Annotated in this window: 13 protein-coding genes; 7 read left to right on the top strand and 6 right to left on the bottom strand. The window is 64.5% G+C overall.

Going from position 1 to position 14,303, the window contains the following annotated elements; genetic code table 11:
• The first annotated feature begins 38 nt into the window (after positions 1-38).
• Positions 39-395, top strand: a complete 357-nt coding sequence (locus EB231_RS03945) for a hypothetical protein (RefSeq protein ID WP_172347684.1) — start codon at positions 39-41, stop codon at positions 393-395.
• Positions 396-407: 12 nt separating this feature from the next.
• Here the strand turns inward: EB231_RS03945 and EB231_RS03940 are convergent, their stop codons facing one another.
• On the bottom strand, positions 408-1,925 hold the full coding sequence (locus tag EB231_RS03940; RefSeq protein WP_172347683.1) for a winged helix-turn-helix domain-containing tetratricopeptide repeat protein: 1,518 nt from the start codon (positions 1,923-1,925) through the stop codon (positions 408-410).
• A 229-nt stretch (positions 1,926-2,154) separates the two neighbouring features.
• Here EB231_RS03940 and EB231_RS03935 point away from each other — a divergent pair, with 229 nt between their 5' ends.
• The 5 genes from EB231_RS03935 to EB231_RS03915 all read left to right on the top strand — a co-directional run bounded on the left by EB231_RS03935 (position 2,155) and on the right by EB231_RS03915 (position 8,528).
• Positions 2,155-2,403: a DUF1127 domain-containing protein gene (locus tag EB231_RS03935; RefSeq protein ID WP_246740871.1), complete on the top strand. Its 249-nt coding sequence runs from the start codon at positions 2,155-2,157 to the stop codon at positions 2,401-2,403.
• 127 nt (positions 2,404-2,530) lie between these two features.
• Complete coding sequence (locus EB231_RS03930; protein WP_172347681.1) at positions 2,531-2,902, top strand: hypothetical protein; 372 nt, start codon at positions 2,531-2,533, stop codon at positions 2,900-2,902.
• A gap of 121 nt (positions 2,903-3,023) precedes the next feature.
• Positions 3,024-3,650 carry a CDGSH iron-sulfur domain-containing protein gene (locus tag EB231_RS03925; RefSeq protein ID WP_172347680.1) on the top strand — a complete coding sequence of 209 codons (627 nt, stop codon included), beginning with the start codon at positions 3,024-3,026 and terminating at the stop codon, positions 3,648-3,650.
• A gap of 328 nt (positions 3,651-3,978) precedes the next feature.
• Complete coding sequence (locus EB231_RS03920) at positions 3,979-6,021, top strand: hydantoinase/oxoprolinase family protein (protein WP_172347679.1); 2,043 nt, start codon at positions 3,979-3,981, stop codon at positions 6,019-6,021.
• Positions 6,022-6,356: 335 nt separating this feature from the next.
• The gene (locus EB231_RS03915) at positions 6,357-8,528 is read left to right on the top strand and encodes a malate synthase G (RefSeq protein ID WP_172347678.1); all 2,172 of its coding nucleotides are present in this window, start codon (positions 6,357-6,359) and stop codon (positions 8,526-8,528) included.
• Positions 8,529-8,783: 255 nt separating this feature from the next.
• On the opposite strand, the gene EB231_RS03910 is transcribed toward EB231_RS03915, so the two are convergent.
• Entirely contained in the window at positions 8,784-9,059 is a 276-nt protein-coding gene (locus EB231_RS03910; RefSeq protein WP_172347677.1) for a GNAT family N-acetyltransferase, read from the bottom strand.
• Between the two features lie 212 nt (positions 9,060-9,271).
• Between EB231_RS03910 and EB231_RS03905 the strand changes: the two genes are divergently transcribed.
• Positions 9,272-9,925 (top strand): outer membrane protein, encoded by a 654-nt coding sequence (locus EB231_RS03905; RefSeq protein ID WP_172347676.1) that lies wholly within the window; start codon positions 9,272-9,274, stop codon positions 9,923-9,925.
• A gap of 91 nt (positions 9,926-10,016) precedes the next feature.
• On the opposite strand, the gene efeO (EB231_RS03900) is transcribed toward EB231_RS03905, so the two are convergent.
• Genes efeO (EB231_RS03900) through efeU form a run of 4 tightly spaced genes read right to left on the bottom strand, consistent with a single transcriptional unit; the run spans position 10,017 to position 14,183 of the window.
• Positions 10,017-10,832, bottom strand: a complete 816-nt coding sequence (gene efeO / locus EB231_RS03900; RefSeq protein WP_172347675.1) for an iron uptake system protein EfeO — start codon at positions 10,830-10,832, stop codon at positions 10,017-10,019.
• A gap of 38 nt (positions 10,833-10,870) precedes the next feature.
• Positions 10,871-12,169, bottom strand: a complete 1,299-nt coding sequence (efeB, locus tag EB231_RS03895) for an iron uptake transporter deferrochelatase/peroxidase subunit (RefSeq protein ID WP_172347674.1) — start codon at positions 12,167-12,169, stop codon at positions 10,871-10,873.
• On the bottom strand, positions 12,166-13,341 hold the full coding sequence (gene efeO / locus EB231_RS03890) for an iron uptake system protein EfeO (RefSeq protein WP_172347673.1): 1,176 nt from the start codon (positions 13,339-13,341) through the stop codon (positions 12,166-12,168). The genes efeB and efeO (EB231_RS03890) overlap by 4 nt, the downstream gene beginning before the upstream one ends.
• The gene (gene efeU, locus EB231_RS03885) at positions 13,338-14,183 is read right to left on the bottom strand and encodes an iron uptake transporter permease EfeU (RefSeq protein WP_172347672.1); all 846 of its coding nucleotides are present in this window, start codon (positions 14,181-14,183) and stop codon (positions 13,338-13,340) included. The genes efeO (EB231_RS03890) and efeU overlap by 4 nt, the downstream gene beginning before the upstream one ends.
• Positions 14,184-14,303 lie beyond the last annotated feature (120 nt).

The raw sequence follows: 14,303 nt of genomic DNA, 5'->3' as shown, positions 1-14,303 counted from the left end.
CCATGCGATTCTGCGGCGATGATTCGGGAGGCCAGACCGTGACGCTCTTTCGTATGGCCGTGCTCGCGGCGCTGGTCTGCACCAATTCGGCCGAGGCCGCCGACATGGCCTTCTTCGTCAAGAACCTGCACAGCCGCGCGGTTGCGGTCGAGCTGTTCAGCCGCGACCGCGAGACGGTCTGGCCGGGCAACGACAAGGTGTTCCTGATCGATCCGGGCTCGCAGAAATCGGTGCCGCTGTCCTGCAATCAGGGCGAGCGCATCTGCTATGGCGCCTGGGTCGACGGCAACGACCAGATCTCGGCCGGCGTCGGGCCGGACAACGATCAGCCTTGCGACAACTGCTGCTTCATCTGCGTGGAACACTCGACCGAGACGATCGATCTGGTACCGTGATCGACCGGCACGTCAGTCCGGCAGTCCGGCTTTGCGGAAGCCGTCCACGAAATGCTCGAGCATCGCGGTGTCGCGGAATGGCTCCGTCCAGACCCAGTGGCGGGTGGTGAAATGCGGGTTGCCGACGAGGAACAGCTCGACCTCGGCGCGCGCCTCGTCGAGCCGGCCGAGTTGAGCCAGGCTTGCCGCCAGGAAACGGCGTGAGCTCGTCCGGTAGGTCTCGTCCCGGCGCAGCGTCTCGACGGCGGCCTCGTAGTCGCGCGCCGCATATTGCGCCTGGCCGAGGGTGAGATAGTACCAGCTTGCCGGAAACGGATTCAGCCGGAACGCCTTGCGGATCTGCTCGAGGCCTTCCTCGACCCGCCCGGCCAATGTCGTGATGTCCGACAGCGTCGCCCAGGCGTCCGCCTCGTTCGGGTCGAGCTCGAACGCCCTGGCGAATTCGGCGTCGGCCTCTTCGAAGTCGCGCTCATAGGCAAGCAGATTGCCGAGCACCCAGTGGCAGCCGGCATCGTTGGGGTCGATCGCCACGGCCTTGCGAGCCAGTTCCAGGGCAACGCGGCGGTTGGGTTCGACCGGCTCGCCCCAGTGCACCCATCCCATCCAGTGGTTCATGGCAAGCCAGCGATAGGCCTCGGCGTAGGCCGGATCGAGGGAGACCGCGCGCGTCAGCATCAGATGCGCTTCCCGTGCCGACCGCGGCGAATCGTCGATCAGCTTGCGCGCCCGCACGCACAGATCGTAGGCCTCCAGGTTGGTGGGCCGATTGCGCGCCGGCGGCGCGCGCAGCCGGCCGAGCAGCGCCTCCACGATCTTGGCCGTGGCCTCGTCCTGGACGGCAAAGATATCGTCCAGGCCGCGATCGAAGCGTTCCGCCCACAGATGCTCGCCGCTCAACGCGTCGACCAGCTGTGCGTTGATGCGCACGCGCCCCGCCGCGCGCCTCGCACTCCCTTCCAGGAGGTAGCGCACGCCAAGCTCCTCGGCGATCGTGCGCACGTCCATCGCCTTGCCCTTGTAGGCAAAGGTCGAGTTGCGCGCGATGACGAACAGGCCAGGGGCCCTGGACAGGTCGGTGATCAAATCTTCGGTCAACCCGTCGGCGAAGGCCTCCTGCTCGGGGTCGTTGCTGAGGTTGACGAAAGGCAGCACCGCAATCGATGGTTTGTCGGGCAGCGGCAAGGGTTTTCGCTTCGCGCGGTCGAGCTGCTCGATGGCGCCCGTGAAACGGTAGCCGACGCGCGGAACCGTCGATATCCATTCGCCGCCGTCGGCGGGAGGGCCGAGCAGTTTGCGCAACTGTGCGATCTGGACGGTGAGGTTGCCTTCCTCGACCGCCGTGCCCGGCCACGCCGCGTCCATCAATTCGGCCTTCTCCAGGATTTCGCCTGGCCGTTCGACGAGCGCCGCAAGCAGCTTCAGCCCGCGATAGCCGACGGCAACGGGATCGTCGTTCCGAAGCAGCGTTCCCGCACCCGGATCAAGCACGAACGGACCAAAGGCAAAGCGCGATCCCTGCATAGGGCGCATCTATAGAGCAATTCCGCGAAAAGCGTGAGGCGGTTTATCGGAAAACCGCAGGGCGCTTTCCCCGGGGAATGGCGTCAAAACAATGAGTTAGAGCCCATTTGGAACTTTTGAGAACTATTTGGCGGGCTTTAATTACGGCGCCGTCGGTATCCTGCAGAATCCAGCCTCTTTCAGTTCGAGGGTTGCCCATTCTCAAACCGTTTGGGCCCCAAACCACATGGAGGTTGCCATGACCAATGGCTTTGCATCGGTACCGCATCGGGCCGTACGGCGGCGAACCCCCGTCGGGCAGGCGTCGCGTCGTCGCTATAGCCTTGCGACCCTGCGAAACACCATCGCGGCCTGGCGCGGACGGACGCGCTATCGCTGGGACCTCAAGCGGATCTCGGAGGTCAATCCGCATCTGATCGATGATATCGGCCTGACCAGACGACAGGTCGAGGATGAGATCGCCAAGCTGCCGTTCTGGCAGCGATAGGCGAAGTCTTGAGATCCGGTGTCGGATTAAGTCAGGGATTGTCGCCATCATCCCTTTAGCGCCCGCCCGCGCCATGGCATGATCCCCTCCATCGGCCGTGGGTGCCGATTCTTCATCGGGGGTTTTCATGTCTTTCACGTCCGCGCGCCGGCTAGCCGCCGCGTTTTCGCTTGCCGTCCTGTTTGCGCCTGCCGCCCATGCCGGCGACGTCACCTTTACAGTCAAGAACAGCCATCCCAACGCCATGCGCCTTGAGCTCTACAGCCAGGACCGCGACTATGTCTGGCCGGGCGAAGGCAAGGATTTCTACCTCGACGACGGCGAAACCAAGTCGCTGCCGATCTCCTGCAACGAGGGCGAATCGATCTGCTACGGCGCCTGGGTCGATGGCGATGACGGCACCTATTGGGGCGTCGGCCCCGGCAACAAGGAAAAATGTGACGACTGCTGCTACACCTGCAGCGGCGGCGAGACCGAGGAGATCGATCTCGTCCCCTGACCGGTTTGCCAGCTTGACGGTTTTCCTGTTCGAGCCATAGCCTGCGCCGAGACGATCACCCCGAGCACGCCGCGCGGCTTCCTTTGAAACGCGGCGTGCTCCAGGCAACAGGAGCCCCGCGATGGCCGGCATGGTCGAAAGCGATAAAATCGACGTCGGATTTTCCGGCAAGCGCTGCATCCATTCGCGCAATTGCGTGCTCGGCGACCCGCATGTCTTCGTGCCCAATGCGCCGGGGCAGTGGATCCACCCCGAGGCGGCCAGCGCCGAAAAGATCGTCGCCATCGCCGAAAGCTGCCCGTCCGGCGCCATCACCTATGTCAGGAAGGATGGCGGGCCGCAGGAGCAGCCGCCGGTGGTCAACACTGTGCGGTTGCGCGAAAACGGCCCGCTCGCCGTCCACGCCGAGATCGTGCTCGACGGCGAGATCTTTTATCGCGCCACGCTGTGCCGCTGCGGCGCATCGGAAAACAAGCCCTTCTGCGACGGCAGCCACAGCAAGGCCGGCTTCACCGCCACCGGCGAACCGGCACTGAAGGACACGCCGGCGCTCGAAGCACGCAATGGCCCGCTGAATGTGACGCCGACCACCAACGGCCCGCTCAAGCTCGAGGGCAATGTCGAAATCGTCACCGGCACCGGCCATACGATCGATCGCACGCAACGCACCTTCCTCTGCCGTTGCGGCCACTCGGCCAACAAGCCGTTTTGCGACGGGTCGCATAAGCGGGTTGGGTTTGTAGGGTAGGTTGACGCCGCGGCCGACGCAGCCAATCTCCCCTCTCGTGGGGGAGATGGCCGGCAGGACAGAGGAGGGCGCCGTAGGGCACCAACTTCAATAGCCATCGAGCCTCGCAATGCCCCATACGCCATTGCCTCCAAGACATCGCGCAAACGCCAGGCGCGATGCGCAAGGAGCGGTAAGGTCGGCGGGAAAGCGCTCCCTTTGGCCTGCCGGCCATCTCCCCCACGAGGGGGGAGATCCTCCCTTGGCCTATCGCTCGCGGCTTTATCGGCCCGCCCGTATCGGCTAAGGGCTGGGCCAGAGAAATTTGCTCTTCCGGATCTGCTAAAAAATGACCGCCAAGACCAAGCCAAAACCCCTGTTCCTCGGCATCGACACCGGCGGCACCTATACCGATGCCGTGCTGTGGTCTGAAACCGAAGGTCCGCAGCAGGGGCCGAACAAGGGCAAGGTGCTGGCCAAGGCCAAGTCACTGACCACCAGGCACGATCTGGCCGTCGGCATTTCCGGCGCCGTCGACGCGGTGCTCGAAAAGGCCGGCACCGATCCGGCTGACATCAAGCTGGTCTCGATGTCGACGACGCTCGCCACCAATGCGCTGGTCGAAGGCCAGGGCGGCCGCGTCGCGCTGGTCATGATCGGCTTTTCCGAAGCCGACCTCGCCCGCGACGGGCTGAAGACGGCGCTCGGCACCGATCCGGTGGTGTTTTGCCCAGGCGGCCATGATGTCCACGGCAATGCCGCCAAGCTCGACCTGTCCGGGCTTGAGGCCGCCTTGCCGGAGCTCGGGGCCTCGGTCTCCGGTTTTGCCGTCTGCGCCTATTTCGCCACCCGCAATCCGGCGCACGAGATTGCCGCCCGCGAACTGATCCGCGAGAAAACCGGCCTGCCGGTCACGGCAAGCCACGAACTGTCGGCCAAGCTCGGCGGCCCGCGCCGGGCGCTGACGACCCTGCTCAACGCCAGGCTGATCTCGATGATCGACCGCTTGGTGGCGGCGACCGAAGGCTTTCTCACAGAACGCAACATCGCCGCCCCGCTGATGGTGGTGCGCGGCGACGGCGCGCTGGTCTCGGCGGCGTTCGCCCGCCAGCGGCCGATCGAGACCATTCTCTCCGGCCCCGCCGCCAGCCTGGTCGGTGCCCGCCATATGACCGGGCTCGACAATGCCATGGTGTCCGACATTGGCGGCACCACCACCGACGTCGCCGTGCTCGACAACGGCCGGCCGCGGCTCGATCCGGAAGGCGCCACCGTCGGCGGCTTCCGCACCATGGTCGAGGCCGTCGCCATGCGCACTTTTGGTCTGGGCGGTGATTCAGAAGTGGCGCTGGAGGATGGCGCGCTCAACCCGAAAATCCTGCTTGGGCCCCGTCGCCTGGTGCCTTTGGCGCTGGCTGGCATGGCGCATGGCGAGGCGGTGACGTCAGAACTCGAGCGTCAGCTGCGCGCGCCCAACACCGGCCGCATGGACGGCCGCTTCGCGGTTCGCACCGGCGTGCCGGACAGGCTCGCCGCCGGGCTGACCGCCCCGGAAGCGCGGCTCTACGAGGCGATCGGCGCGACGCCGCTCGCCCTCGACAGGCTGCTGACGTCGAATGCCCAGAATGCCACCTTGAACCGGCTGGTCTCGCGCGGGCTGGTGCATATTTGCGGCTTCACCCCGTCGGACGCGGCGCATGTGCTTGGCAAGCAGGCCAATTGGGATGCCGCCACCGCCCGTCTTGGCGCCGACCTGTTCGCCCGCAAGCGCGATGGCCGTGGCCAGCCCATCGCGGCTTCCCCGGAAGCGATTTCGGAGCGGGTGTTGGTGACGCTGACACGCTGGTCGGCCGAATACATCCTTGAAACCGCTTTCGCCGAGGACGGGCTGGATGGCGCCGCGACCGTGGCGCACGCGCTGGTGCAGCGCGCCGTCGACGCCCATCCCGGTATCGCCCGGCTGAGCGTCGCGCTCGACCGCCCCGTCATCGGTCTCGGTGCCTCGGCGCCTCTGCACTATGCCGGCCTGGCGCCCCTGGTTGGCAATGATTGCGTGGTGCCGGAAGACACCGATGTCGCCAACGCGCTCGGCGCCGTCGTCGGCCAGGTCAGGGTGTCGGCCGAGGCGCGGGTCAGCCAGCCAAAGGAAGGGTTGTTCCGGCTTGCCTCGGGTGAGACGGTGCGCGATTTCCTCGACGAGGCGGCGGCGATCGCGGCGGCCGAGGCCGATGTGCGGGCGATTGTCGCCGAACGCGCCCGGGACGCCGGCACCGACAACGCCGAGATCGACGTCGCGACCGAATTCAGGGTTTCCACGGTCGAAGCCCAGCGCATGTTCATCGAGGCGCATGTGGTGGCGGTGGCCTCGGGACGGCCAAGGATCGCGGTGTAGATTCAGGTGAGGCCGACCGGCAAATGGCGGCGTCCTGCGCTTCCGGTGCTCACGTACCCAAAAGTACGCTCCGCTCCGGTTCTCGGACGCCACCATTTTCGGCTCGGCCTGACCTGAATCCCGCGCCTTCGTCATCCTAGGGCAGAGCAGGAGCGAAGCGACGTCGCGGAGACCCTAGGATCCATGCCGTGACGTTGGACGTAGAATGCACGGTTCAGAGTAACGATCGGTACTTCGAACGGGGCCAAAATGCCCCACCTTCACCCTAAGCTGAATTGACCCGGCAAACTCAACATGCCAAACGCCCCGCAAAGCCTTTCATCTGGAGTAGCCTGATGACCGATCGCGTCGAGATCGCCGGATTGCGGATTGCCCCCGAGCTGCATGATTTTGTGGCCGGCGAGGCCTTGCCCGGCACCGGCATCGCCGCCGATGCGTTCTGGAACGGGTTTTCGGCCATCGTCCACGATCTCGCTCCGAAGAACCGGTCGCTTCTGGCAAAACGCGACGCCATGCAGGAAAAGCTCGACGGCTGGTACCGCGACAATGGCGCGCCCGTTGACATGGACGTCTACAGGACCTTCCTGAAGGAGATCGGCTATCTCCTCCCCGAAGGGCCGGCCTTTAGCGTGTCGACGGAGAATGTCGACCCGGAAATCGCAGTCGTCGCCGGGCCGCAGCTGGTCGTGCCGGTGATGAATGCGCGCTATGCGCTCAATGCCGCCAATGCGCGCTGGGGCTCGCTCTACGACGCGCTCTACGGCACCGATGCCATTCCCGAGACGGGCGGCGCGGAAAAAGGCAAGGGCTTCAACCCGGTGCGCGGCGCCAAGGTCATCGCCTGGGCCAAGGATTTTCTCGACCAGTCGGTACCGCTCACCTCAGGCAAATGGGCAGGCGTCAACGGGCTGTCCGTGGCCAATGGCGCGCTGAAGCTCGGCGCCGGCGCCGGCGGCACCACACTGGCCGATCCCAAGCAATTCGTCGGCTATCGCGGCGATGCCGCCAATCCCGATGCCGTGCTGCTTGTGAAAAACGGGCTGCACATCGAGATCGTGATCGACCGCGCCAACCAGATCGGCCGCACCGATCCGGCGGGCATCGCCGACGTCATCCTGGAATCGGCGCTGACCACCATCCAGGACTGCGAGGATTCGGTCGCGGCGGTGGATGCCGAGGACAAGGTCGTCGTCTACCGCAACTGGCTCGGCCTGATGAAGGGTGATCTCGCCGAGGAGATCACCAAGGCTGGCCGGAGTTTTGTCCGCAAGCTCAATCCCGACCGCGCCTATACCGCGCCCGCCGGCGGTCAGCTCACCGTGCCCGGCCGCTCGCTGATGCTGGTCAGGAATGTCGGCCACCTGATGACCAATCCGGCGATCCTGGACCGCGACGGCAACGAGGTGCCGGAAGGCATCATGGACGCGGCGCTGACGGCGCTGATCGCGCTGCACGACGTCGGACCAAACGGCCGCCGCGCCAACTCCCGCGCCGGCTCGATGTATGTGGTGAAGCCGAAGATGCACGGGCCGGAAGAGGTCGCCTTCGCCGTCGAGATATTCGACCGCGTCGAAGCGCTGCTCGGCATGGCGAAAAACACCATCAAGATGGGCATCATGGACGAGGAGCGGCGCACCACCGTCAACCTCAAGGAAGCGATCCGCGCGGCGAAAGAACGCGTCGTGTTCATCAACACCGGCTTCCTCGACCGCACCGGCGACGAAATCCACACCTCGATGGAAGCCGGCCCGATGATCCGCAAGGGCGACATGAAGCAGGCCGCCTGGATTTCCGCCTATGAAGCCTGGAATGTCGATACCGGGCTCGAATGTGGGCTGGCCGGCCATGCCCAGATAGGCAAGGGCATGTGGGCGATGCCGGATCTGATGGCGGCCATGCTGGAACAGAAGATCGCCCATCCCAGGGCCGGCGCCAATACAGCGTGGGTGCCGTCGCCGACGGCGGCGACACTGCATGCCACGCACTACCACAAGGTCGATGTGCATGCCGTACAGGCGGCGCTGAAGAGCCGCCCGAAGGCGAAACTCGACGACATCCTTTCCGTGCCGGTGGCGGTGCGGCCGAACTGGACCCCCGACGAGATCCAGCGCGAACTCGACAACAACGCGCAAGGCATTCTGGGCTATGTCGTGCGCTGGATCGACCAGGGCGTCGGCTGCTCGAAAGTGCCCGACATCAACGATGTCGGCCTGATGGAAGACCGCGCCACGCTGCGCATCTCATCGCAACACATCGCCAACTGGCTGCGCCACAAGGTGTGTTCGGAAATCCAGGTGCGTGATTCCCTGCAGCGCATGGCGGCCATCGTCGACCGCCAGAATGTCGGCGATCCGCTCTACCGGCCGATGGCGCCGGATTTCGACACCTCGATCGCCTTCCAGGCCGCCTGCGACCTGGTGTTCAAGGGCACGAGCCAGCCGAATGGCTACACAGAGCCGGTGCTGCATGCGCGGCGGCTGGAGCTGAAGGCGAAAGCGACGGCCTGAACACAAGGTCCAGAAGAGATTACGCACCGGCTGAGGGGCGGAAGCGCCGGCGCTCCTCTTCCCCTTATAAGGACCGGATCGCGGGCGACATGAAGATGTCGGTATGGCTGACATGCTCAGGGGGTTCGCGAAAGGGCGGGCAGGACCTGAAGCCGAACAAGTCGTAAACGCCGATCGCACTTGTCATTTAGAACGCCGCATGGGCGAGCACCGTCCGGCTCCGGCCCTCCCCGATCTCCGCCAGCGCGGCCCCCATCAGGGCACGGCCAACCCCCTTCCGCGAAACGATTCATCGACGAAGAACTTATGAACCTCCGCCCTCTCGTCGTCGAACCGATCGAAGGCGAGGCAACCCGCCGGCTGGTTCTCCGATCGTGCGATGAAAGCCATGGCATCCGGCGCCGAACTTCGCGCCAATCCGCCGCCGCTCGTTTCGGGATGGAAAATCGCCATCACGTCTTCTGTCGAGACACCGTAGGGCCGCACGGCTTCGGCATCCCATCGCGCCAGCTTGCGGCAAAGCCCGGCCATTGTCTCGAAGCGCCGGCGAAATCGAAACCATCTCAACCCCCCGGTGAGTGCATCACCCGTGAGACTACGCGACCCGTCAGGCGGGCCTCACGACGTGCAGCGTATCGGCAATCACTAATTTAGTCAGTGGCCATTTTGATACAGCTTTCCCGGGAATTTCGGCGTATATCTACCATGATAATGGTGACGACAACTCGGCTTGGGGGTGATCCATGCGACTTGTTTTAGGTTTCCTGCTTGCAGGCATGACCATCACTGGGGCCAAAGCGGCAGACATTGTTCAACCGGTGGCTGCCATGGATATTCCATATTCGTGGACCGGCTTCTATGTCGGCGCAAACGCTGGCGGAGCCTTCGGCAAAGTCGACGGAGATTACACCGGGATTCTCGGCTCGGCTGACATCGGGAATTTCACCGGTGGCGGTTTGGTCGGCGTCAACTATCAATACGGTCAGTGGGTTCTCGGTGTTGAAGGCGACATCAACTACCTGGGATTCAAGAAAGAATTTTCGCCTGGCGTCGACGGTGGCGGTCTCGGCGCTGAAGCGAGCGTGGATGCCTTCGGAACGATCCGAGGCCGCGTCGGCTACGCCTTTGATCGCTGGCTTCCTTATGTCACAGCCGGCGTTGCGATGGGCAATGTGAAAATTGATGAGCATGTCTTCGGGGCGGCCGAGACCAAGTTCCAGACCGGATATGCGGTCGGCGGCGGTGCTGAATATGCCTTCAACAACAATTGGACCGTCCGTGCGGAATATCTTTACGTCGACCTTGGCAAGAAGGATTTCGGGTTTGATCCGTTCGCGTCCTATGACGTGAAGACGAATTTCAGCGTCGTTCGCGCTGCCGTTGCCTATAAATTCTGACTTTCGGCCACGCAAAGCCGGTGCTTGATGTCCGCATGACCGGACGGTCCGGGCCGCGATCGATTTCGATCCGCGGCCCACGCGCGAACCGTCAGTTCAATCCCAGCGTCCCCCGCAGCTTGGACAAATCCTCGGCCAGCGCCGTCACCGGGCCGGCCAGCGCCTTGCGGTCGGCATCCGACAGCTTGTCGTAGGTCTCGAAACCGTCTGATGTCTTGTACTTTGCCAGGATGGCGTCCACGGTGGCGAAATTGTCGTCGACGGTCTTGATCAAAGTGGGGTTCTCCTTCTCGACCAGCGGATGCACCAAAGCGACGATCTTCTGGGCGCCGTCGATATTGGCCTGGAAATCCCACAGATCGGTGTGGCTGTAGCGGTCTTCCTCGCCTGAAATCTTGCTGGACGCCACCTCCTCGAGCAGCCCAGCCGCTCCGTCGATGGCTTTTTCAGGCGGCACGGTCAGGCCGGCGACGCGCTTCTGCAGGTCGAACACATCGGCGTCGAGCTTTTCGGCCAGCGGACCGAGGCCATCCGTGGTGTTCTGGCTGAACAGGCCGTATTCGATGCGGTGGAAGCCGTAGAAGTCCGCCGACTTTTCCTTCTGCTCATGGTCGTCGGCGCGCGAATCGATGGCGCCATCAAGGTCGGAGAACAGTTCGGCAATCGGCTCGATGGTCTCGTAGTTGACGCGGGCCGGCGCATAAAGCGCCTTGGCCTTGGCGAGGTCGCCTGCCTTGACCGCATCGGTAAACGCCTTGGTGCTCGTCACCAGCGTCTCGATCTTGCCCTGAACGTAGAGCTTGTAGTCGGCGATCGGCTGGACGAGATCGAGCGGCGAGACGGCGGCGTGCGCCGGCGCGAGGCCGGTCAGCAGCGCGATTGCGGAGGCGGCAAGCAGGGTTCTCATCGGATATATCCTCTCATGGTGTGAAGTGGGTTCGGGGTTCAGGCATGCGTCGAAGCGGCCATTTCGAGCAGTGACCGGCCGAGATAATCCTGATCGTCCTTCACGCCCGGCAGGACGAAGAAATAGCCGCCGCCAAAGGGTTTGATGTATTCCTCGAGCGCCTCGCCGTTGAGGCGGGTCTGCACGGCGACAAAACCCTGTTCGAGGTCGGCCTGGTAGCAGATGAACAGCAGGCCCATGTCCATCTGGTTGGATTTGCTGACGCCATTCGAATAGTTGAACGGTCGGCGCAGGATCAGGTGCTTTTGCGCTTCGGCGTCGCGCGGATTGGCAAGCCGGATATGCGCGTCGAGCGGTGTGGCCTTGCCCTGGGGGTCGCTGGCGAAGTGAGGAACATCGGCCTCGCTCGTGCCGCCTTCCAGCGGCGCGCCGCTGGCCTTCTGGCGGCCGATGATCGTCTGCTGCTCCCGCAGTGGCGTGCGGTCCCAGCGCTCGACGAAATTTCTGATAAGGCGCACCACCTGGTAGGAACCGCCTGATGTCCAGGCCGGCTCGCCGCCGCCCGGCTGTACCCAGACGATCCGCTTCATCAGCTCGGCATCGGTGGAATCCGGATTGGCCGAACCATCGCGAAAACCAAGGAAGTTGCGAGCGCTTTGCTTGGGTTTTCCAGGATTGGCCGGCCGCACCGGCACCGAACCTTCCTGCTTCCAGCGCAGGAGCAGTGTGTCAGGCGTGTTCTTCACGATATCGCGCAGCGCGTGGATGTTGGTGTCGGGCGTGTTCGAGGAGAATTGCAGCAACAGATCGCCATGGCAGAACTCTTCCTGCAGGGCGTCGTTGGAAAACGACGCCATCCGGGTGAGATGTTTCGGCTTCAAAGCCTGCAGGCCAAAGCGTTCGTCGAACATCGACACGCCGAGCGATGTGGTTATCGTCAGATTGTTCGGCGTCACCACCGGGCCGAGAATGCCGGAATCAGGGGCGGGAAACCTCGGGTCGAGCGCGGGCGGCGTCCCGCCCGCCATCAGGAAGGCCGTGCGTTCCGTCAGCGTGTGCAGCAGCCTCTGCAGCCCGGCGCGGTTCTGGGCAAGCACGTCGAAGGAGGCGACCAGGCCGGCGGCCGGCCGCGGCGTGACGATGCCCGGCTGGTGCTCGCCATGGAAAGGCTGCACCTGGTCGAGCGTGTCACTCTCCGGCGCATTGGTGACGCTGCCGGCGCCGGCCGCCACGGCGACTTGCGGGGCAAGTGCCCCGGCGACAGCGCCGATCAGCACCGAGCGGCGCGAGGGTGAGAAGGCCGCGTTCGCGTCGACAGGTTTTTCCCTGGTTGTCATTGGCTGAGGTCCATGCTTTCACGCAATCGGGAGAGATCGCCGGCGAGCACGGTTGCTGCCTTGCCAAGCTCGGCCTTGGCGGGATCGGAGAGCGCGTCGGAGGCTTCCGCACGGCGCATCGCGATCATGTCCCCCAGCACGGCGAAATCCTTGTCGAGCGACGCCATGATGTCAGGCGCGGTCTTGACTGCCACTGGACGCAAAAGATCGAACACCTTGCGGACGCCCGTCACCGCCGCCTCGAAGGAGGTAAGGTCGCCATGCGCGTAGGGGCTGTCGCCGAAATCCGGGCCTGGCGCGGTGAGCCGCTCCAGGATTGCAACCGATCCGCTGACCATGCTCTCCGGCATGATGCGCAGATCGTGGATGCGCGTCTTGAGCGATGCTGCGTCGCTCACCAGCCTGTCGGCGACCGGCGCGAGGCTGTCGGCGCTGCCCTGGTGGAACAGCCCGTATTCGAGGCGGTGCAGGCCACCGAAAGCCAGATCGGCCTCTCGCTGGCCGAACGCGTCGGCGCGCCCGTCGATCGCCGCATCGAGGTCGGAAAACAGCGGCGACACCGGGGTCAGATGCGCGTAGGCGGTCTCGGCCGGCGGATAGAGCGTCTTTGCCGCCGCCAGATCGCCCGATTTGACCGCGTCGGCGAAGGTGCCGGCCGCCTGGACGAAGGCATCGGTCTCGGTCGCCAGGAAAACCTTGTATTCGGCAAGCGCGCCGATATAGGCAGCGAGATCGGGTTTTTGCACCGCGCCGGCATTGGCAGCCGGCAGCACATGCAGTCTGCCGCGTGGGTTCGAGAGCAGGCCGCAGGTGATGGCGTAATCACCGGGCTCGAGCCGCGTCGCCAAGGTCTGGGTGAAGCCCGGCGCGATGTTCTCGCGCTCTTCCAGCACCATCACGCCGTCGAGGATTTCCCACTCCACGGCGCGGTCGGAGCGGTTTTCGATCTGGAACACATGACGACCAGCGGTGACGCTCAGCTCGTTGGGCTCGCAGGATTTTCCGGTGATCGCCACCGAGGTCGCCGATGCCGCGAGATGGCGTCCTTTCTGCGCGACCCGTGTCGCATGGGTGAAGGCGGCGGCAGCCGCGACCAGCAGCACGAGGGAAAGCGCCAGGCCGATGCGGACCGCCGTGCGCGGCAATACGGGGGATTGCGGCGTCACGGTCATGTCGCCGGCCGCCCTTGTTTGGAGGCCGTTGCCGATTGCAGACCCGGCCGGTCGGCCAGGAAGAGCCACAGCGACGGCAAGAGGAAGCCGAGATAGATGGCGATCTCGCTGACCGTTGGCGCGTCGATATAGCCGAAAATGCCTGAAAGCACCGAGCCCAGCGGGCTGTCCATCGGCAGCACGCCGCTGATGTCGAAGACGATCCGCTGCCCATGGTTCCACACGCCGGCCTCATGCAGCGCGTTGACCGAATTGGCGAGAAGGCCGGCGGCGACGATCAGGATGAAGGCGCCGGTCCAGCGGAAGAAGCGTCTGAGGTTGAGCCGCACGCTGCCGGCATAGATGCCGTAGCCGACAGCCGCGGCCAGCAGCACGCCGGCAAGTGCCGCCAGCGGCGCAAGACTGTTTTCCTGTTGGAAGGCGGCGAGCAGGAAGAACACAGACTCGACACCTTCGCGCGCCACGGCCAGGAAGACCATGGCGATCAAGCCAAAGCCTTTGCGCGATGGCGTCTCGAAGGCCGCGTCGATGGAATTGTGCAGCTCCGCCTTGATCGAACGGGCCGCCTTGCGCATCCAGAACACCATCGATGTCAGCACGCAGACGGCGACCAGCCCGATGATGGCTTCGAACAGTTCCTGCGCCTTCTGCGGAAACTCGACGCTGGCGAATTGCAGGACGGCACCGACGCCGAGCGAGAAGGCGAGCGCCAGAAAAATGCCGATCCACACCACCGGCATCCAGGCGCCACGGCCGGTGCGGTCGAGGTAGCTGGCGATGATGCCGACGATCAGCGCGGCCTCGACGCCCTCGCGGAACATGATCAGAAACGGTACCAGCATTGTCTGTCCAGCCGCGCCGACGAGGAGGCCTTTTGTGGAGGCTGCACCTGCTGAAGTTGGCGGCCCTCAAGAGCGAGGCTGAAAACTTGTGCAGAGCAGTCAGCTTTTATTCTCGACGGC

Origin of the sequence: Mesorhizobium sp. NZP2298, from assembly GCF_013170825.1 — a bacterium.
In the GTDB taxonomy this organism is placed as follows: domain Bacteria; phylum Pseudomonadota; class Alphaproteobacteria; order Rhizobiales; family Rhizobiaceae; genus Mesorhizobium.
Note: the sequence above shows the minus strand (reverse complement) of the source record. Positions and strands in the feature narration are given on the sequence as shown.

Bases quoted from the DNA above. Each gene is read 5' to 3' on its own strand.
- EB231_RS03925 (WP_172347680.1), top strand. From the start codon at position 3,024: ATGGCCGGCATGGTCGAAAGCGATAAAATCGACGTCGGATTTTCCGGC.
- EB231_RS03935 (WP_246740871.1), top strand. From the start codon at position 2,155: ATGACCAATGGCTTTGCATCGGTACCGCATCGGGCCGTACGGCGGCGA.
- efeO (WP_172347675.1), bottom strand. From the start codon at position 10,832: ATGAGAACCCTGCTTGCCGCCTCCGCAATCGCGCTGCTGACCGGCCTC.
- EB231_RS03940 (WP_172347683.1), bottom strand. From the start codon at position 1,925: ATGCGCCCTATGCAGGGATCGCGCTTTGCCTTTGGTCCGTTCGTGCTT.
- efeB (WP_172347674.1), bottom strand. From the start codon at position 12,169: ATGACAACCAGGGAAAAACCTGTCGACGCGAACGCGGCCTTCTCACCC.
- efeU (WP_172347672.1), bottom strand. From the start codon at position 14,183: ATGCTGGTACCGTTTCTGATCATGTTCCGCGAGGGCGTCGAGGCCGCG.
- EB231_RS03920 (WP_172347679.1), top strand. From the start codon at position 3,979: ATGACCGCCAAGACCAAGCCAAAACCCCTGTTCCTCGGCATCGACACC.
- EB231_RS03905 (WP_172347676.1), top strand. From the start codon at position 9,272: ATGCGACTTGTTTTAGGTTTCCTGCTTGCAGGCATGACCATCACTGGG.
- EB231_RS03910 (WP_172347677.1), bottom strand. From the start codon at position 9,059: ATGGCCGGGCTTTGCCGCAAGCTGGCGCGATGGGATGCCGAAGCCGTG.
- EB231_RS03930 (WP_172347681.1), top strand. From the start codon at position 2,531: ATGTCTTTCACGTCCGCGCGCCGGCTAGCCGCCGCGTTTTCGCTTGCC.
- EB231_RS03915 (WP_172347678.1), top strand. From the start codon at position 6,357: ATGACCGATCGCGTCGAGATCGCCGGATTGCGGATTGCCCCCGAGCTG.
- efeO (WP_172347673.1), bottom strand. From the start codon at position 13,341: ATGACCGTGACGCCGCAATCCCCCGTATTGCCGCGCACGGCGGTCCGC.